The organism is Nitrospinaceae bacterium (assembly GCA_018669005.1).
Lineage (GTDB): Bacteria > UBA8248 > UBA8248 > UBA8248 > UBA8248 > UBA8248.
In genome coordinates this window covers 1-17,063 of the sequence record JABJAL010000037.1, presented here as the reverse complement: position 1 = coordinate 17,063, position 17,063 = coordinate 1, and the positions used below count along the sequence as shown (strand labels likewise).

The 17,063-nt window shown below is 49.6% G+C and carries 13 protein-coding genes; 9 read left to right on the top strand and 4 right to left on the bottom strand.

All coding sequences use genetic code 11. The features are described 5' to 3' along the window. Window positions 1–27 precede the first annotated feature (27 nt). From HOJ95_05320 to wecB, 6 genes are all read left to right on the top strand, one after another. Window positions 28–342, top strand: a complete 315-nt coding sequence (locus HOJ95_05320; protein MBT6394104.1) for a hypothetical protein — start codon at window positions 28–30, stop codon at window positions 340–342. Between the two features lie 86 nt (window positions 343–428). Continuing rightward, complete coding sequence (locus HOJ95_05315) at window positions 429–2,474, top strand: alginate lyase family protein (GenBank protein ID MBT6394103.1); 2,046 nt, start codon at window positions 429–431, stop codon at window positions 2,472–2,474. 35 nt (window positions 2,475–2,509) lie between these two features. Then, the gene (locus HOJ95_05310) at window positions 2,510–4,612 is read left to right on the top strand and encodes a Gfo/Idh/MocA family oxidoreductase (protein ID MBT6394102.1); all 2,103 of its coding nucleotides are present in this window, start codon (window positions 2,510–2,512) and stop codon (window positions 4,610–4,612) included. 221 nt (window positions 4,613–4,833) lie between these two features. After that, on the top strand, window positions 4,834–6,411 hold the full coding sequence (locus HOJ95_05305; GenBank protein MBT6394101.1) for a hypothetical protein: 1,578 nt from the start codon (window positions 4,834–4,836) through the stop codon (window positions 6,409–6,411). 36 nt (window positions 6,412–6,447) lie between these two features. Beyond that, entirely contained in the window at window positions 6,448–7,665 is a 1,218-nt protein-coding gene (locus tag HOJ95_05300) for a glycosyltransferase (protein MBT6394100.1), read from the top strand. Between the two features lie 40 nt (window positions 7,666–7,705). Then, window positions 7,706–8,908: a UDP-N-acetylglucosamine 2-epimerase (non-hydrolyzing) gene (wecB, locus tag HOJ95_05295; GenBank protein ID MBT6394099.1), complete on the top strand. Its 1,203-nt coding sequence runs from the start codon at window positions 7,706–7,708 to the stop codon at window positions 8,906–8,908. A gap of 28 nt (window positions 8,909–8,936) precedes the next feature. Here wecB and HOJ95_05290 read toward each other — a convergent pair whose 3' ends face one another. Beyond that, window positions 8,937–10,673 (bottom strand): phospholipid carrier-dependent glycosyltransferase, encoded by a 1,737-nt coding sequence (locus tag HOJ95_05290; GenBank protein ID MBT6394098.1) that lies wholly within the window; start codon window positions 10,671–10,673, stop codon window positions 8,937–8,939. A gap of 250 nt (window positions 10,674–10,923) precedes the next feature. Between HOJ95_05290 and HOJ95_05285 the strand changes: the two genes are divergently transcribed. The 3 genes from HOJ95_05285 (at window position 10,924) to HOJ95_05275 (ending at window position 13,738) form a co-directional block, all read left to right on the top strand. Beyond that, on the top strand, window positions 10,924–11,835 hold the full coding sequence (locus tag HOJ95_05285; GenBank protein ID MBT6394097.1) for a thiamine pyrophosphate-dependent dehydrogenase E1 component subunit alpha: 912 nt from the start codon (window positions 10,924–10,926) through the stop codon (window positions 11,833–11,835). Beyond that, window positions 11,825–12,847, top strand: a complete 1,023-nt coding sequence (locus HOJ95_05280) for an alpha-ketoacid dehydrogenase subunit beta (GenBank protein MBT6394096.1) — start codon at window positions 11,825–11,827, stop codon at window positions 12,845–12,847. The genes HOJ95_05285 and HOJ95_05280 overlap by 11 nt, the downstream gene beginning before the upstream one ends. Before the next feature lie 150 nt (window positions 12,848–12,997). Then, entirely contained in the window at window positions 12,998–13,738 is a 741-nt protein-coding gene (locus HOJ95_05275) for a glycosyltransferase (GenBank protein ID MBT6394095.1), read from the top strand. 16 nt (window positions 13,739–13,754) lie between these two features. On the opposite strand, the gene HOJ95_05270 is transcribed toward HOJ95_05275, so the two are convergent. The 3 genes from HOJ95_05270 to HOJ95_05260 form a co-directional block, all read right to left on the bottom strand. Next, window positions 13,755–15,401, bottom strand: coding sequence for a hypothetical protein (locus HOJ95_05270; protein MBT6394094.1), 1,647 nt, complete (start codon window positions 15,399–15,401; stop codon window positions 13,755–13,757). 81 nt (window positions 15,402–15,482) lie between these two features. Further along, window positions 15,483–16,409 carry a glycosyltransferase family 2 protein gene (locus HOJ95_05265; protein MBT6394093.1) on the bottom strand — a complete coding sequence of 309 codons (927 nt, stop codon included), beginning with the start codon at window positions 16,407–16,409 and terminating at the stop codon, window positions 15,483–15,485. Then, window positions 16,396–16,944, bottom strand: a complete 549-nt coding sequence (locus tag HOJ95_05260) for a hypothetical protein (GenBank protein MBT6394092.1) — start codon at window positions 16,942–16,944, stop codon at window positions 16,396–16,398. The genes HOJ95_05265 and HOJ95_05260 overlap by 14 nt, the downstream gene beginning before the upstream one ends. Between the last annotated feature and the right edge of the window lie 119 nt (window positions 16,945–17,063).

The window sequence follows — 17,063 nt, the reverse complement described above, 5'->3', positions numbered from 1 at the left end:
GTGCTTCGGCCCGGTGGGCGGTTTTTGATGATGGTCTATCACCGAGACTCTTTCTACCATAACGTTGTTTTTCCGCTTTACCGGAGGTTCCACCCCGATCTTCGAGGTATGAGCAATGAGGCTCTGGCCAATCATGTGGACGGCGCGGAAAATCCGCTGGGCAGGGTATACACGCGTGTTGAAATTAGGCAGGTGTTACATGAATTTTCCCAGATTGAATTTACCGTGGGCTCATTGCCCAGGAATAGCGTTCCGCGTGTGGGGAATTTAATTCCGCAAGCTCTTTTGGATTTAGCGTCGCGTCGCTGGGGCTGGTTTTTGTATTCCTCGGCGCTGAGGTGAATTTCCTGATACACAATTTGGCCAAAAAAATCAGACGTCTCTCTGCTCTCCCGCCCATGTCGATAGCCAGTAAGTTAGGTGAGCGGATGGTTGCGATTCCTACCAGACTGATTGAGCGAATTCAGGTAAACACCGGGCGGGCTGAGGTTGGTGATGCTGAATTGTCCGCCAGTCTTTTGAGCGATGGGGCGCGGGGAGTTCTTTCGGGGACAAAATATCCGACATCATTTTTTCCGGTCGATGCCAAAGCGAGCGAGGATTACCTTACTGCTGTCCGGTCGCTCATGCCGGGCGCCGAACAAGTGACTCTTGATAGCGCATATAAGGCTTGCTCTCATGTATTCGATATTCTCGGTTCAGGAGAAGTGGACCTGGGCCCTAGTATCGAATGGAGTCGTGATTTTAAAAGTGGCTTTGAATGGCCGAAACAATTCTATCGGGACATAGTTCCTGTCCGCTTGGGTGATAATTCGGATATCAAGGTTACACGTGAGTTGAGCCGCTGTCAGCATTTTACTGCGCTCGGCAAGGCATATTGGTATACCGCCGACGAAAAATTTGCGATTGAATTCCGTAAGCAAATTTTACATTGGATTGATGAAAATCCCGTCATGCGGTCGGTCAACTGGGATTGCACCATGGATGTGGCCATCCGGGCGGTAAATTGGCTCTGGGGCTGGGCTTTTTTTCGTACCTCGGAGATGACCGACGAATATTTTCGGCGCAAGCTTCTAGGTTCTTTACTGGAGCACGGGCGTTATATCAGAAATAATTTAGAATTTTTTAAAATTCGCGAAAAAGGGAGTTGGGTTCGGGTTAATGGGAATCATTATCTCTCAGATCTCGCGGGTCTGATTTTTCTAGGTATTCTGCTCCCCGAGTTGAAAGAGAGCCGGGGTTGGCGAGATTTCGCACTTAAGGAACTCTGGCGTGAGCTAGAGGAGCAGGTCTCCTCCGATGGTTGCTGTTATGAATCCTCGATTAGCTACCATCGCCTGTCACTTGAAATATTTCTCACTTGCGCAATCCTATGTCAAAAGAACGACATCATAGTTCCCGAGGGCGCTTGGTCCGTTCTTGAAAAAATGCTGGAATTCGTAGCAGCGTATACTCGCCCAGATGGTAGAGCACCAATTGTGGGCGATGCAGACGATGGCCGCCTTCAGATTCTGGGTGCTCAAGCCATCGACGATCATCGCTACATTTTGTCGGTGGGAGCGGTAATGTTTGAGCGCTCTGATTTTAAGTCAGCCTCCGGAGAATTTCATGAAGAAGCGTTGTGGCTTCTCGGGCCCGGGGCGAAGGAGGTGTGGGAGGGAATTCCTGTTGGAGAGAGTCCGCACTCCCGTGATTTTCCGGGTGGCGGCTTTTATGTCATGCGGGCAGGAGATTTGTATTCACTCATAGATTGTGGTGATACGGGCATCCGTGGTCATGGCTCTCACGATCACAGTGACCCGCTTAGTTTTGAGATCAGCGCTTATGGCCGGGCTTTTTTTGTCGATCCGGGCAGCTATGTTTATTCCACCTCGCCTGAATGGCGAAATCATTTTCGATCCACTGCGTGGCATAACACGGTTCGTGTGGATGGTCAGGAAGCGAATCGTTTCGATCCTGATGAGCTGTTTGCTATTGAAAATGACGCTCGACCCGAAGTGGGCGTCTGGGAATCTGACGAGAGGCATGATTTCTTGGATGCTCGCCACATTGGTTACGATAGACTCTCAGACCCGGTGATTCATCGCCGGAGGATATTTTTCGACAAGTCTGCCGCCCTTTGGCAAATTCGGGATGATATAATTGGCCAGTCTGAGCACTTTGTTGAGTGGTTTTTTCATTTCGCGGCTGAGATTCCTGTCGAGATAATGGAAGGTGGTGTGGTTATGACCTCGTTCGCCGAGGGGAGTAATCTGACTTTTGGGATAAGAGATCTTCCGGGAGACGCCGAGCTTGAGTTACTAGATGGCTGGGTGTCGAGACGATACGGCATGAAAGAGCCAAACAAGGTGCTCAAAATATCGATGAAAAAATCCTTGCCATTAACGATGAATTTTATCCTGGCTCCTGAGCGGAGCGGCGGGCGGCGTGATTTGTCGGATATCGCGATTCCTGAAGAAATGATGGTGGCCTGATGCGTTGTGTGATGGTGAAAAATGGGCGAGTCGTAGTGGAAGAGATACCAGGACCCGTGTGCCCAGAAAACGGCGTGCTGGTCCAGACAGCTTATTCTCTCATTAGCTCAGGTACGGAAAGAGCAGCGCTCTCGGGTCGCTCTGGTGATATCGGTGATGAGATTCGAAGGGCGGGCGGGCTGGCTAAAAAGGTAATGCGCCGCCTCTCGGAGGGGGGAGTTCAGGCTACGATTAGGTCAATTCAAGATAAAATATCGTCATCAAGCCTTGGCATATCAATGGGTTACAGTGCGTCTGGGGTGGTCGTGGAATGTGGGCTCGAGGTGAACGACATATCAGTTGGAGATAAGGTGGCATGTGCTGGCGAATGGGCTCACCACCAGGAAGTGCTGGCGGTGCCAAGAAACCTTGTTGTTCAAATTCCCGAGGAAGTGAATTCTAGCCACGCCGCGTTCAGCACGTTGGGTGCCATCGCAATGCAAGGCGTCAGGCAGACTCGGCCTCAGCTTGGCGAAACGGTTGTGGTTATTGGCCTTGGCCTTGTCGGTCAGATTACGGTGCAGCTACTTCGGGCAGCGGGTTGTCGGGTCATCGGATGTGATGCCGATGAAGCTAGGATTTCGCTTGCCAGAGAACTGGGTCTTCATGATGGCGTTCTGAGTGGATCAAATCGACTGGCAGATATGGTGCGTGTATTAACTGGAGGTATCGGAGCGGACGCTGTTATTCTTTGCGCGTCTACGGAGAGCAGTGAGCCTGCTCAGGAAGCAATGAAAATCACCCGCCAACGTGGCCGTGTTGTTGTGGTTGGTTTGGTCGGTATGAATCTTGAGCGCGAACCATTTTACAAAAAGGAAATCGAGTTCACTATCTCTTGCTCATACGGACCAGGAAGATATGACCCGCTTTATGAAGTAGGGGGGGTGGATTATCCCGCAGGCTATGTCCGTTGGACTGAAAATCGAAATATGGAGGAGTTCATCAGGCTTCTCAATGAAAGGCTAGTTGATGTTGCCCCGTTGATTCAGGGTGAGTATCCGCTACTTGAGGCCCAAGCGGCATATGGAGCGTTGGCGGGAGATCGAAAACCGATTGCCGTCCTCCTGTCCTATCCCCAAGCAGAAAGCTTTGAGGCGGGCTCGCGCATGATACGTGTGAATCCTCCTCCGAGAAATAAAAAAAATATTCAGGTAGCCGTAATCGGAGCAGGTGAGTTCGCGCAATATGTACACCTACCGAACTTGAAAAAGATTGACGGGGTGCACCTTCGGGCGGTTATGAACCAAAGGGGTGAAAAAGCAAAAGAGGCGGCCCGGCGATTTGGGGCCGAATACTGCACAACCAATCCTTCTGAAATTTTTAATGATAACGAAATAGACGCCGTATTAATTTCTACCCGGCATCATCTACATGCGCCGCTTGCAGTTGAAGCTGCGAAGGCGGGGAAAGATATCTTTCTCGAAAAGCCGATGGGTCTCTCTGTTTCAGAATGCCGCGAGGTGGCAAATGCCGTTCGGGCTGCGGGGGTTCATTTTATGGTCGGCTTCAACCGCCGTTTCGCTCCGTTGGCCGTCGAGGCGAAAGAGATGATAAGCAAGAACTCTGGGCCCTGGCAGGTCCTTTATCGTGTTAACGCGCCAGGGCTTCCCGGAGACCACTGGACACAAGATCCGGCTGTCGGTGGCGGGCGCATTGTCGGGGAAGGATGTCACTTTATTGATTTTTGTGGATGGTTAATTCAAGAAAACGTAGATGAAGTGTGGGCCAGGGCATTGCCTGCTGACGGCGAAACTGTGGCTTCATTGGATAGCTATACTGCGGCGATACGCTATCGAGGCGGTTCTGTCGCTACGATTGTTTTTGCGACGGTTGGAAATGATGAAATGCCCAAGGAGCGGATAGAGATGTTCCGAGGCGGCGCCTCGGGTGTTATTGACGATTTTCGAGAACTGACTCTGTATTCAGAAAACGGCAAATCAGTGTCCCGCTCTGCTCAGGATAAAGGTCATCGCCAGCAATTGATGGCATTTTTCGATTCGATAACAGGAAAGTCGAACCCCACCATGACACTTGAAGAAGCTCTTCAATCAAGCGAGACCGCATTGGCGGCGCATGCTTCCGTTCGTGGTGCCGCGTGACGATTTTGTTTTTGAATTCATATTCAACTACCTTGAATAACCCTTACTGATTAAAAAGTTTATCTACCGATTGTTTGCATTCTGAAATCATATTGCTGGAAATTATCCCTCAGATTAGATGATTCTGCCACAAACTAAATCACTGGTGTGATTCTTGAATTGTTGAATTGTTTTGTGCCTCAAAAGTTTAGAGATTTGTAATTTATTTTAAGGGGATGAAGTTGGACGTCTTCTTGTCGATATTAGTACTTGTCGCTGTGGTTGCGTATATCTTTAGCGGATTGATGCGCTCGTCACCCGAGAAAAGAATTTATTTCATAATTCTGCTCGTAGCGTTAGTGTTGCGCGTCGGGGTTGTGTTTCTTCTACAGTATTTTGATTTAATTCCAGAGAAATATTTTGACGATACCGCGAGATATCTTAGAGTTGCCGAAGAGGTCTTTCGTGGTGATTTCAATGAATATAAAGGATATCCAGAAGTTTTTCGAAATTTTGTCATGCTCATCGCTAGTATTTATTTCGTTCTTGGGCCAGTTCCCTTAACAGTGCAAATTCTTAGTGCTCTCTTAGGCGTGCTAATTATCCAGAACATTTATTTCTCAACAAAATATTTGGCGGGTACTAAAGCGGCTTTGTTGACGGCAGGTATATGGGCGATTTTACCCTCGTTTGTATTTGTGACTGGACAGCCCTCCCGAGATACCGTTGTTATTTTGATGCTGACGACAATTATCCGCTGGATGATCGGGATTGAAAAAGGCAACGAACGGCGGGTGGTGCTGAAATGCGGGGGGTGCGTTCTGTTGGCGTTCGGCTTGTGTCTGTTTCGGGCTCATCAGATGATTTTCATTGTTGGATCTTTGGCAGCTGCGGGAATGGCCACCTTTGGATGGGATCGACGGAAACCTCGCCTTACTTTTTGGTGTATGAGAGCAATGGGCGTCTCAGTCATTTTAATCTCTGGATTTCTTTTTTTGATAGGAAGTTATTGTTTCGCTAATCTGAGATACGCGCTGTACGGAATGGATAAAACATTTACTGGCAGCTTAAGCGCTTCGAGGTTGTCGTTCGTGTATCCAGAAAATTTCAATAAATTACATGCTCAAACGACGCTTGGATTGAAGGCAGAGCCGGAGTACAAAAGGGCGATCGAGAATAAAAACGACGCCGAAAATAAATATCAGACGGCGAATGGCGAACTTCAGACGCTAATAAATAAGGGGGTTCGGGAAAGCGTCATTGCTGAAATGAAAAGAAAGGTGGAGGCCGCGAGAAAAAGTTATAAAAAGGCGGATGAAAATTATCAATCCTTTATAAATAAATGGCGATTTTCCGAAGATATGCTGGAGAAGATTAGGTCGAAAAAATTGCCAGCTGGAGTGGATGACGGAACAAAATTGATTTTTTCGGACGTTGTAGATGCTTCATATTTTGACTTTGCTTTACGGCTCCCTTTCAGGATGGGTGTTTTCCTCTTCTCTCCCTTTCCCTGGCAATCGAAAACCCTATTTTTAAAGATTTCAGTTCTAGAAAATCTGATATTCTACTTATTTATCGTGGCAGGCATTGCAGGAATTCGGGCGATGGGCTGGACGCAGCTTGGCATGGTGAGATTTATTCTTGCTTATATATTTGTGTCTTTGGTGGCCTATGGTCTAACTTCTGGTAATGTTGGAACCGCCTACCGGCACCGGATGCAATTTGTTTGGTTGCTGTTTATTCCAGGTTCGATATATCTGGTGTCATTCTTTTCTTTATGGGCTGCTAAGATTAAGTGGTTATCTGGCCCGGATGCCTGACATGCGAATTTGATTTTCTTCTCTTTGTGAGTCTTGATGAATATCGCCTATCTTACTTGTGATGGTGTGCTTGATTCCGTTTTCGATTCTCAGGTGATGGGTTTGATTGCCGAGCTCGAAAAGGAAAAAATCAAGGTTGACCTGTATTCCGCTCGGGGCCCGAAGCGGAATTTTGATCCACTCTTGCAAGAAAAAATTTCGGAAGTCCGGAGCAAGCTTGATGGGACATTTCGCCAAATATGGCATCTTCGTTATCTTGGCAACTGGTCCACCTATTTTTCCCGGTGCAGCTTCAGCCGCAATCTTGATGTGTCTCATAAATACCGGATGGTTCATTGTCGCGGGAGTTATTCCGGATATGTCGCTGTAAAATCGTTGGGAAGCTCTTTGCCCGTCCTGACCGATGTTCGGGGTGTTATGGTCGAGGAGGCCGGCATCAGGCGAGGGCAAGTTTCTATCGGGAATAAGATAAGAAACTCTGGCTGGCGCAGTAGAGGGCTTAAATCGCTTGAGCGAGTAGCGGTTGAGGGTGCGCAGGCGGTGACCTGTGTATCAAATCCTTTAAGAGGATACTTGCTAAGGAATTATTCCATCAAACCCGAAAATGTTGTTGTTCTTCCGGGTTGCGTGGATACATCGCGATTTCGGCCCGATGAAAAATCTCGTGATGAGGTGAGAGAAAAATTGAAGCTCATCGCTAAAAGGGTTTTTCTTTATGTGGGAAGCGCGAAAGCTTGGCAGATTCCTGAGGTAATTGGCAAGGTATTTCGATATGCACTGGAGCAAGATGACCGGAGCCACCTGCTTGTTTTGTCCCAGGAGCCCGATGTAATGCGAAGCTTTCTTGAGGAGGAAGGGATCGCCTCCGAGCACATGACGATAATGCAAGTCGCCCATGAAGAAATTGCTAGCTATATTCGAGCCGCTGATGTTGGTCTTTTGCTACGCGAGAAGAGTCTTGTCAATGAAGTGGCTTGCCCTACGAAATTCGGGGAATATGTCTCATCTGGGGTTCCCGTTCTTGCGAGCACCGGCATTGGTGACACCCAGGCCCATATCCAGGAACATCGCCTCGGTTGGTTGCTGGATGATTTTAATGATGAAAGTCAGATCGCTCAAATATTGGGAGAGGTATTGAGCGCCCCTGAGGCTTCCGAAGTTGAGCGCGAGCGGCTCGGGAGCGCCGGGGGGGGGCTTTTTGAATGGCGCTCTCATCTCTCCAAACTTCTACCATTGTATGAAAAAGGGCTCTAAACTTTTTGCCAAATGAGCAATTTAAAACCTTTCTGAGACTATGAATATCACTTCTTTAAAAATCATGGTGGTTATCGGCGCGCGCCCGAATTATATGAAAACCGCGCCGTTGATTCACGCCTTGAACGCAGCCTCGCGCAACGATCCGTCATCTCCCAGCATCGAGATAGAACTGATTCATACCGGGCAGCATTACGAGGATCTTCTTTCGAAGTTCTTGATTGAAGAGCTTTCCTTTCCTCCAGTGGACATTAATCTTAAGGTTGGCTCTGCCTCGCATGGGCAACAAACGGGTCTGATTCTTCAGCGCTTCGAGCCGGTGCTGCATGCCTCGAACCCCGATGTAGTTGTCGTAGCGGGTGACGTGAATTCCACATTGGCCTGCGCCATGGTGGCGGCTAAAAACTATCTCCGTCTTCCTGATGGGCGCCTTAGGCGCCCCCGTATCGCTCATATCGAGGCGGGTCTGCGATCTTTTGACAAGACGATGCCCGAGGAAATTAATCGTAGACTCACGGATACGCTGGCGGATGATCTTTTTATCCACTCTCCCGAGGCCCGGGAAAATTTGCTTCGGGAGGGAGCGCTAGAGGAAAATATCCTAAACGTCGGGAATTTGATGATCGACACTTTGGACCGTCTCCTTCCACTCGCGAGAAACTCTGATATTTTCAACCGTCTGGCGCTAATGCCGAGCTCTGATGCCGGATCGCCACGGCCCTATGCTCTGGTGACGCTCCACCGCCCTTCGAATGTGGATGATCCTGAGATGTTGCAGAAAATTTTAAGGGGGATAGCGAGAATTTCTCCCGATATTGAGGTGATTTTTCCCGTTCATCCCCGAGTGCGGGAGGCTATTCCCGCTGTGTTGAAAAATCTTGGAGGTAGCGGTTTAGAGCCACTTGCCCCTATCCATGCCGTCGAGCCGCTGGAATATTTGTCATTCATCGCTCTGATGGATAAAGCTGAAATTGTTCTCACCGATTCGGGCGGGGTTCAGGAGGAGACGACTGCTCTCGGGGTGCCTTGTCTGACGATTCGGGAGAATACGGAAAGGCCTATAACTGTCGAGATGGGCACGAATACTCTTGTAGGTACAGATGAGGAGCGAATTGTCGCCGCGGGCCGCAGGGCACTTACTGGAGGGCGGAAAAAGGGGTTGCGCCCCCCTCTGTGGGACGGTAGAGCCGGTGAGCGTGCTGCGCGACTTTTAGTGGAGAGAACCCTTGAGGCGCGAAAATAATTTTTTTAGCGGTGAAATTAAGTGACACTCATTTACGGGGGAGTAATCGGTAGAGACTGACAGCCTCGCGTTTTTCAACGCGGCGCTCTTTTGCGAGTTCGAATTCCATACGTTTTACCAAAGAATTGAGCCCGGCCAATCTGGCAATACCAAGAATCCCTTGGATGATTTCCAGCTTTTTAATGGTAAATGATCTTGTGTTGGTAAAACGCGCCTCAGGTGTGTTTCGCTCTAGTCGAGAAGGCCATATTTTCAGGCTATCTGGCATGGAAACCACCTCGCTCCCGATGATGCCGGCAAACTGTTTCCGGGTTTTGTCCGGAATTTCGGTGATATTTTCCCAAGGCATTTTTTTGGCCCATTTCCGCCCGGTTTTGTCTTGTCCCATAAAATATACGTTCTTGACGCCATTTACATACCAGAATCGGCTCCGATATTGCTCGGTAAGCAGTGTTGCCTCCTCATTTCCGTTTTGAGAGAGCCATGTAGCCGCACCCGCGTACCCTGAGTGAATTCCGAATAAATAAGCGGAGTGAGAAAGCTGGATGACGGTGAATATTCCGACCAATGCCCACCTCAAAGCCTTGGATGGGGCTCGATTCCATAGGAAGGCCAGAACTGAGCCTACAAACAATGCGGAAAAAGGGGCCATCGGAGATAGATTGCGCGGCAGAAGCGGAAGTAGCCTGATTGTTGAAATGATTAGGATTGGAATTAATACTCCGATGAGAATAAATAAATCTGAATCTCGCCACTTTTTTAAGAATCTGACGATTGTCGCCGCGAGGCCGATAAGGAAGATGCTGCTGTAAAATACGCCTTCCCCGTATAGGAAGGGCATTCTGAGCAATGCGCTTGTCATCAGCCCCGGACTATAAAAAACACCGGAGCTTTGATGGCGGTTCAATTCCAATTTGTGATGAAATAAGCCAGCAAAATAAGAAGTGGGGTTTTCCCCGTAAAGCCAAGGGAAGGAAGATGAGATTGTATTTCCTGTCCACCAGGTAAGGATATGGAGGCCGATGAGCACGATACCGGTTCCAGCCCCGAGCAGCGCTAAGTTTATTAATCCTTGTCGGTATTTTTTCTGCTGAATTGAACGATACGCCTCGGTGAAAAAACAAGCTCCTGCGAAAAGAGATGAAACGATGTGTGACCCCGTTCCTGCTCCGAGACAAATTCCGGCAGCGAGAAGCCAACGGCTGGGATGCTTGGTTTTGCTCCAAGTTGTGTGCGCGTATGACAAAAGGCCAAGAGTTAAAAAGAAAGTGGCGCTCACGTGTGTGAAGCCAGTTCGGGACCAGAGCATATGAAATCCCGAGAGAGCCAACGCTATAGCTGAGAAGAGGGCGGCTACTTTATCTTGCCCGAGCTTTCTTCCTAGGAAATAGACTAAACCTGCGGTTGTGGCGCCGAGAAATGCGTTGATGATGAGAAATAGGCTTGGGGAGGGCCCGAAGAGGGTATAGATAATCACCGCCATGAGGCCATAAAAAGGCTTGTCGGTGAGCCATCCTCCAGGCAACCCTCGCACTTTTTCGATAGCTCTCATCAGGGATAGCCGTTGTTGGTCAACGGATAGATTTGCACCCTCTCCTGACATCCACCAGCGAATATGGGTTGCCATGCTGGCTGGCTGGCCGTAGTAGATTGTTTCATCCAGAAATTGGATGCCCCTATCGGGGAGTGAATAGCTCCTGAGTAAAAAGGCACCGACAATAATTACCACTAACAGCCCGAATGTTTGAATTTTCGATGAACGCATAGATTGGATACTCATCATATTTTAAACGAGAATAAAAGATGTTCGTTGAGTATTCGTGTGTGATCGTCTCTTGGAAAAGGATTAGTTTTCCATGCCCTCGATTCAATGGTAAAGTAAATTTTTTGGCAGACTGCCGAGGGCGGAATTTTTTGACAACCTAAGCACCTTAATTTAGACATGCATAAATATCAAATTAGAGGCGGTTTTCAATTTGAAACTACAATCCCTTGAGCATCGGCTTTATTATCGGATGCTTCTGTTGCGCCGGGTGGAGGAGCGGATTGTCGCCCTCTATCCCGAGCAGGAAATAAAGTCTCCAACCCATTTTTATATCGGGCACGAGGCCGTGGCTGCCGGTGTGTGCGAAGTCCTTGAGAATGAGGACGTCGTATTCCCGTATTATCGCTCTCATGGGTGGTACCTGGCGAAAAATGGTGATCTGAACGCCATGATGGCCGAATTGTATGGCAAGGCGACTGGCTGCAGTAAGGGTTGGGGGGGCTCTATGCACTTGATTGATCTCAAGGCGGGAGTTATGGGCACCTCGGCAATAGTTGGAGGAGCGATACCTCATGCGGCGGGTGCCGCCTTTGCGATGAAGGCTCGGGGAGAAAAATCGGTTTCCGTTGTCGCCCACGGAGACGGGGCCGTGGAGGAGGGCGTATTTCACGAGACGATGAATTTTTCAGCCCTGAGAAATCTTCCCGTTATATTTATCTGCGAGAATAACCTCTACGCGGTAAATACCCCGATTAGTGAGCGACAGGTTCAGCCCGATCTACATAAGTACGCGGCGCAATATGGCATTGTAAGCAAATGCCTGGACGGAAATGATATCGAGGCGGTCTATCGGGCCGCCTCTGAGGCGGTTGCCCATGTTCGTGGCGGGGGCGGCCCCGTGTTCCTTGAATGTCGTACTTACAGGTTACTCGAGCACGTCGGGCCAACGGATGATACACATTTGCAATATCGGGCAGCTCTCGAAGTAGAGGAATGGCGCGAGCGGGATCCGCTTGTCATTGCGAGGCATCTCGTGAGCGACTCCAAGGTGGCCGAAATGAGCCGAGAAATCGATGAGAAAATTGACAAGGCGCTTGAATTCGCTCTCTCTTCCCCATACCCCACCTCTCTTTTTCCTGCTGAAGGTGCCGATGAAATTTAGAGAAGCTCTATGCAACGCGACGCATCATTCTATGGAGGCGGATCCTTCGGTTTTTCTCATTGGCGTCGGAATTGCCAAGCCCGGTTGGGTTTGGGGGACGCTTGACGGGGTGTTGGATCGTTTTGGCGAGGAGCGCGTCGTGGAGGGCCCGCTGGCCGAGGAGGGTTTAACGGGTGTTTCCATGGGTGCCGCGATGATGGGGATGAGGCCGGTTCTGATTCACCATCGGATGGATTTTGTGTTGCTCTCGATCAATCAGATTGTGAATCATGCGGCTCATTGGAAGTCCATGTTTGGTGGCCAGGTCGATGTTCCGCTTGTAATACGGGCCGCCGTCGGGCGGGGATGGGGCAACGGTTCTCAACATACAGGAAGCCACCATGCGATGTTCTCCCGGATTCCGGGTCTTAAGACAGTGGTGCCGTCCAATCCTCGGGATGCGAAAGGTCTCTATCTGGCTGCGGTCGAGGATAATGGTCCGGTTATTTTCATTGAGCACAGGTGGCTTTACGACGATGACGCTCCGGTTCCGGATGAGTATTACATAACGCCTCTGGGCAAGGCGGACATTGTTCAGCAAGGCACGGATGTGACGATTGCCGCTGTCGGGCCGATGGTCACAGAATCCATGAAGGCAGCCGTTGCGCTCAAGGAGTCGGGCGTATCGGCTGAAATTGTCGATTTGCGCACGCTTAGGCCGCTGGACGGAGAGACGATACTGAATTCAGTGGCTAAGACGGGACGTCTCGTGGTGGCAGATTCCGATTGGAAGGAGTGCGGCGTAGGGAGCGAAGTCGTCGCCATGGTGACGGAGAATCTTTTCGAATCGCTCAAGGCGAGTCCGGCGCGGGTGGCCTGGCCTGGAACTTCGGTTCCTAGCGGTCACGTCCTTGAGGCGCAGTTTTATCCCGGAGCCCAGGAAATTCAAAAGACGGCGCTCCGGGTGTGCGAACAAGACAGGCCGGTCGACTTTATCAAAAATACAGTCAAGCCCTTTGAGGGCCCTTTCTAAGTTGCTTTCAGCCGGGGAGGCGAATTCGCAATTCTTGCCTACTCTTCAGTTGATTGGTGTTTTCCTGGCGCTGGTGTTAGATGAGATTTATATGTCGGATAATTTGGATTCATAGATTTTCCCACTGGTTTTATACGTAAGGTTCCTGCTTTGACGAAAAAGAAATCGATTTCCATTTTTGTGTCGGCTTACAACGAAGCCGAAAATCTTTTGGATTGTGTTCTCGGCATTACCGCCGCAGCAGAGGCGCAGTTCGAGGATTATGAAGTCATCATCGTGAACGACGGGAGCACCGACGGAACGGGTGAGGTGGCTGAGGGCCTCCGCCAAGATAACGGACGGATAAGGGTGATCCATAATCCGGGTAATCTTGGGTTCGCGCGAAGTTTCTGCATTTCTGTGGAAGAGGCTGAAAAAGAGTTCTACGCATTTTTCCCAGGCGATGGCGAGATTGCGGCCAGCTCCGTCGCGGAAATAATTTCTCTGGCTGGTACGGCGGATATTATCGCGCCCTATCACGACAACAGCGACGACCGCTCGCTCATGCGCCAGGCGATGAGTAGAACGTGCTCCCATCTCACGAATTTCCTGTTGGGCTATAACTTGAGATATTACCAAGGTCCCCCCGTCTACCGGACGGCCGACCTTAAGCTTTTACCCAAGAAGACGCCGAGTCTGTTTTTGCTCACCGAGATGATGGTTCATGCGCTTTATGCCGGGCGTAGCTACAAGGAAATAGGATTTGTCTTCGAGGAGCGAAAACATGGAGAGTCAAAGGCTGTATCGATCAAAAATATCTGGATAGCATTTTACGCCATCCTTCGCCTCTGTTGGGACATCAGAATTAGAAAAACGCCCCCCATCGAATTGCCGGAAAGAGGAGGGAAGTAACAGCAGGCGCTAAAAATTAAGACCCTGTTTCACCGAATTCTTGCAATCGAAATATCTTGTGGTTGTCCTTCCAGAATTCGGTTTCCAGTTGGTAGTCTAGACCCGTAGCATTCTTGATTTTGTTTAAATCCAAATCCTCGTCGAATTGAACGATACAGACTGGCTTCGTTTCTTTCATTCTCGAATAGAGAATTTCACGCCATCCCGGTAGAACGCCGTCCATTAAGGTGGGGTTGGTGTTGAGCCAGTTGATAGGCGAGCGTCTGTCAGCGAGGACGTAAAGCTGAGGGACGCTGCCCCACGCGAGAATATAGTCGTCTTCCCTCGTTGATTTCTTGATGATTACAGCCGCCTCTCTCGCCGCCAGATTTTTCTCCATTACCGGATGGAGATTCCGAGGCCAAAGCCGTAGATCGAGGGGAAGGGTGTCGCCCGCCATGAGCAGGGTCCAAAGGTATTTCAGGTCGAGCAGCAGTATAATGATGAATATAAGTAATGTGGCCGAGGGCCTACCTTCGGTCATGAGCGGGAGAGTCTTGTACAGCCCCAGTCCCGCCAGAATGGCCCCCGGAAAAAGCGCGGGGATGAAGTGAAACGGAAGGAATCTGCCCTGTCCAAGAATCCCGGACAAAACTCCTAATAGCCAAATTCCTGAGACGGTCTCCATGCGTGGATAGTGGGGCCCCAACAAGGCACCGCAGATGATGAGAAAAATAAAAGCCCGGCTGCTTGAGAATATCTGTCCACCAAAAGGCATTAGCTTCTGAATTGTTTTTAAGATGTATTCACCCAATCCGGCTAAAATTCTAAAAAGAAATGCCGGAAGGAGTTTCTCTCCAGAGACAAGGAGTTTTTTTGTCAGGCGGATGAAGCCCGGATGTAGGTCAGTCGATTCGAGTTTTTGAATTTTTTCATCGAGGGATATCGCCGGAGCGTTTTTCTTGTGTTCGTAGCTGCTGGAGATGTATCCCAAAATCCCAAGATTTTCTTTTTCGAGGAGTTCGAGTTTCCACAAGAGCAGTGCGAATGCCGCCCCCGCTGCTACTGCTCCGGTCGTGGATAGCATAAAGAAGGAAAGATCGAAACCAAAAAGCGCCAGCGCCAACCAGAGAGCAAAGTATTCGATTAGCTGCGTGATTTTAAAAAGAAAAGCTGTGAGAAGCATGGTGAAGACAATGACAAAGATCCAGACCCCGCTTGGCGCCATCAGGTAGTTGCAAACGCTAAAGAAAATGACGGCATTAAAAAATCCCTGGACCCTTTCCGATGTTTCGTAATGAATGCCGAGTAGAGGATTGCTCGTGATGTACAAATAAGCCGCACAGACGGATAGGGCGATATGCGTTGTTCCCGGAGTTAATAGGCGAATCGATTGGTAAATGATGATAGATGCGAGAATGTTGATGATGAGAAACATCCTGACGGCTTTGCGCTCGGGATCGCCTTTTCCCAGGAGGGTAAACCACAGATAGAATAGAAACTTGCTGCCGATACGGGCGCAGCCCATCAAGATGTTCAACTGCTGGTGCAAAGTGACGCCTTTGTCCCGGAATGCTGCCCAATATGAATGCCAACCGGCGTCCTGGTGGCAGGTGAGATTGAGGAACGGGCGGTTGATTACGAGGTAGGCTGCGAATATCGGCAGAAGTGCAATCATTTCCATTCTAGGGCTCCCCTATCTGGCCATTTGCTCATATGCCGTCCGCCGGGGGATGAATGAACAGGTTCGCAAAGCCTGAGGGGCTCAATCGGAGGCGTCTGCTTCGGCCGTCAAGCGCTTGTTCTTGTCTATTGCGTAGGTAGAGGAAATACGAAGAATATCCACCATGACGCCAAGGCCGAGTAAAAGCGTTGATGCTGAGCCAATGATGACATACTGGAGAGCCAAGCTGCTCCAGCCTAAAGTGGTGAGAGCAGCGGCTGGCAGCGCCACAAAAAACACCAGTAACGCCGAGAGCATGAGATAAAATTTCACTGGATTGAAAAATGTGATGCCTTGCATGATTAGCTGGATCATCCGAAGCGAATCACGGAAATGCCGCACCTTGCTTATTCCCGTTCGCTCCGTGTAGTTCGTCGGCACGTAGCAAACAAAATACCCTTCACCCATTGCGAAAATTGTGATGCTCGTTGTGAAGGAAAAAGTATTGCAAAGGAAAGGGAAAAAGGTCATGGCCAGGTCTTTTTTGAAAATCCTGAACCCACTGTTCGGATCTTGAATTTTCGCTGATATGAAAATATTGATGAACGAAAGAAGGATTCTGCGGAAAAAACGCTTCAGGGGTTTATCCATCTTTAAAATATTTTCACGCGATACCACGGCCATGTCGAAGCCTTCTTTCATCTTATCAACGAGAAGCGGCAGTTGTTCGATATCGTATGTGCCGTCTGCATCCACAATTCCAATCCATGAATAGCGGGAAGCGAGAATGCCTGTTTTGATAGCGCTCCCGTAGCCGGTGTTAACGGGGTGGCTGAAGACGCTGGCGTTACTGGCGCTTTCAGCGGCTTGCCGGGTGCCGTCCTGGGAGCCATCGTTCACAACAATAATCTCAAATGATAGATCCAGACCGGATAAAGCGTCATGAAGCCGGTCAATAGTCGGGGCCAGCATATTCTCTTCGTTGTAGGCGGGGATGATGAAACTGATGCCCGTCTCAGTTGAATCCATCTGAATTTATCCTCCATTGTCCAGTTTTCTCGTAATGCTCATACATATTAAGCCAATGGCCTAGAGTTGCGAAGGCGAAGGATTTGTAGGAAATGTCCTCTAATTTTGGGTCAAGGGCAAAGCCGGTCTTGAAAAGGGCGCGATGCGCCGATGCCTGGGCAAGATTCTCGGCTCCAAAATGGCGTGTGGGGGCGTTAAATCCGCGTTTTGTCCGGCTTAGGATGCGGGAAGGCAGGGTTCCCTTCATTGCGTCCTTGAGAATCACTTTCTGTCGGGAGGCCTTGATTTTGGCCGGGCCATCAAGGCGGGCGCAGAATTCGAGCAGGCGGTGGTCTAGAAACGGGGAGCGAACCTCAAGGGAGCTGGCCATGCTCATCCGATCAGCTTTTACCAGTATGTCGTCTTGCAACCAGGTTTTCATATCCACATAAAGCGTTTGGCTGAGAAAATCCGCTTTCGCCACCTCCCTGAATCGTTGTTCGAAATTATCGAAGGGATCGTAGTCGCGGCATTCGGCCAGCAGGTCTTCCGACATAATTTGCCGCTTTTCCTCCTCAGAGAAAATAACGCGCCACCAATAGTGCGCCCTCTCGGGCGACAGGTTCCGGCTTTTGAGAAAGTGACGGATTTTATAATCCCAGCTTACTTTTTTAT

Excerpts from the sequence above, each read along its gene's own strand:
- HOJ95_05280 (MBT6394096.1), top strand. The coding sequence starts at position 11,825 with ATGAAATTTAGAGAAGCTCTATGCAACGCGACGCATCATTCTATGGAG.
- HOJ95_05260 (MBT6394092.1), bottom strand. The coding sequence starts at position 16,944 with ATGTCGGAAGACCTGCTGGCCGAATGCCGCGACTACGATCCCTTCGAT.
- HOJ95_05290 (MBT6394098.1), bottom strand. The coding sequence starts at position 10,673 with ATGCGTTCATCGAAAATTCAAACATTCGGGCTGTTAGTGGTAATTATT.
- HOJ95_05320 (MBT6394104.1), top strand. The coding sequence starts at position 28 with ATGATGGTCTATCACCGAGACTCTTTCTACCATAACGTTGTTTTTCCG.
- HOJ95_05265 (MBT6394093.1), bottom strand. The coding sequence starts at position 16,409 with ATGGATTCAACTGAGACGGGCATCAGTTTCATCATCCCCGCCTACAAC.
- HOJ95_05285 (MBT6394097.1), top strand. The coding sequence starts at position 10,924 with ATGCTTCTGTTGCGCCGGGTGGAGGAGCGGATTGTCGCCCTCTATCCC.
- HOJ95_05315 (MBT6394103.1), top strand. The coding sequence starts at position 429 with ATGGTTGCGATTCCTACCAGACTGATTGAGCGAATTCAGGTAAACACC.
- wecB (MBT6394099.1), top strand. The coding sequence starts at position 7,706 with ATGAATATCACTTCTTTAAAAATCATGGTGGTTATCGGCGCGCGCCCG.
- HOJ95_05300 (MBT6394100.1), top strand. The coding sequence starts at position 6,448 with ATGAATATCGCCTATCTTACTTGTGATGGTGTGCTTGATTCCGTTTTC.
- HOJ95_05270 (MBT6394094.1), bottom strand. The coding sequence starts at position 15,401 with ATGGAAATGATTGCACTTCTGCCGATATTCGCAGCCTACCTCGTAATC.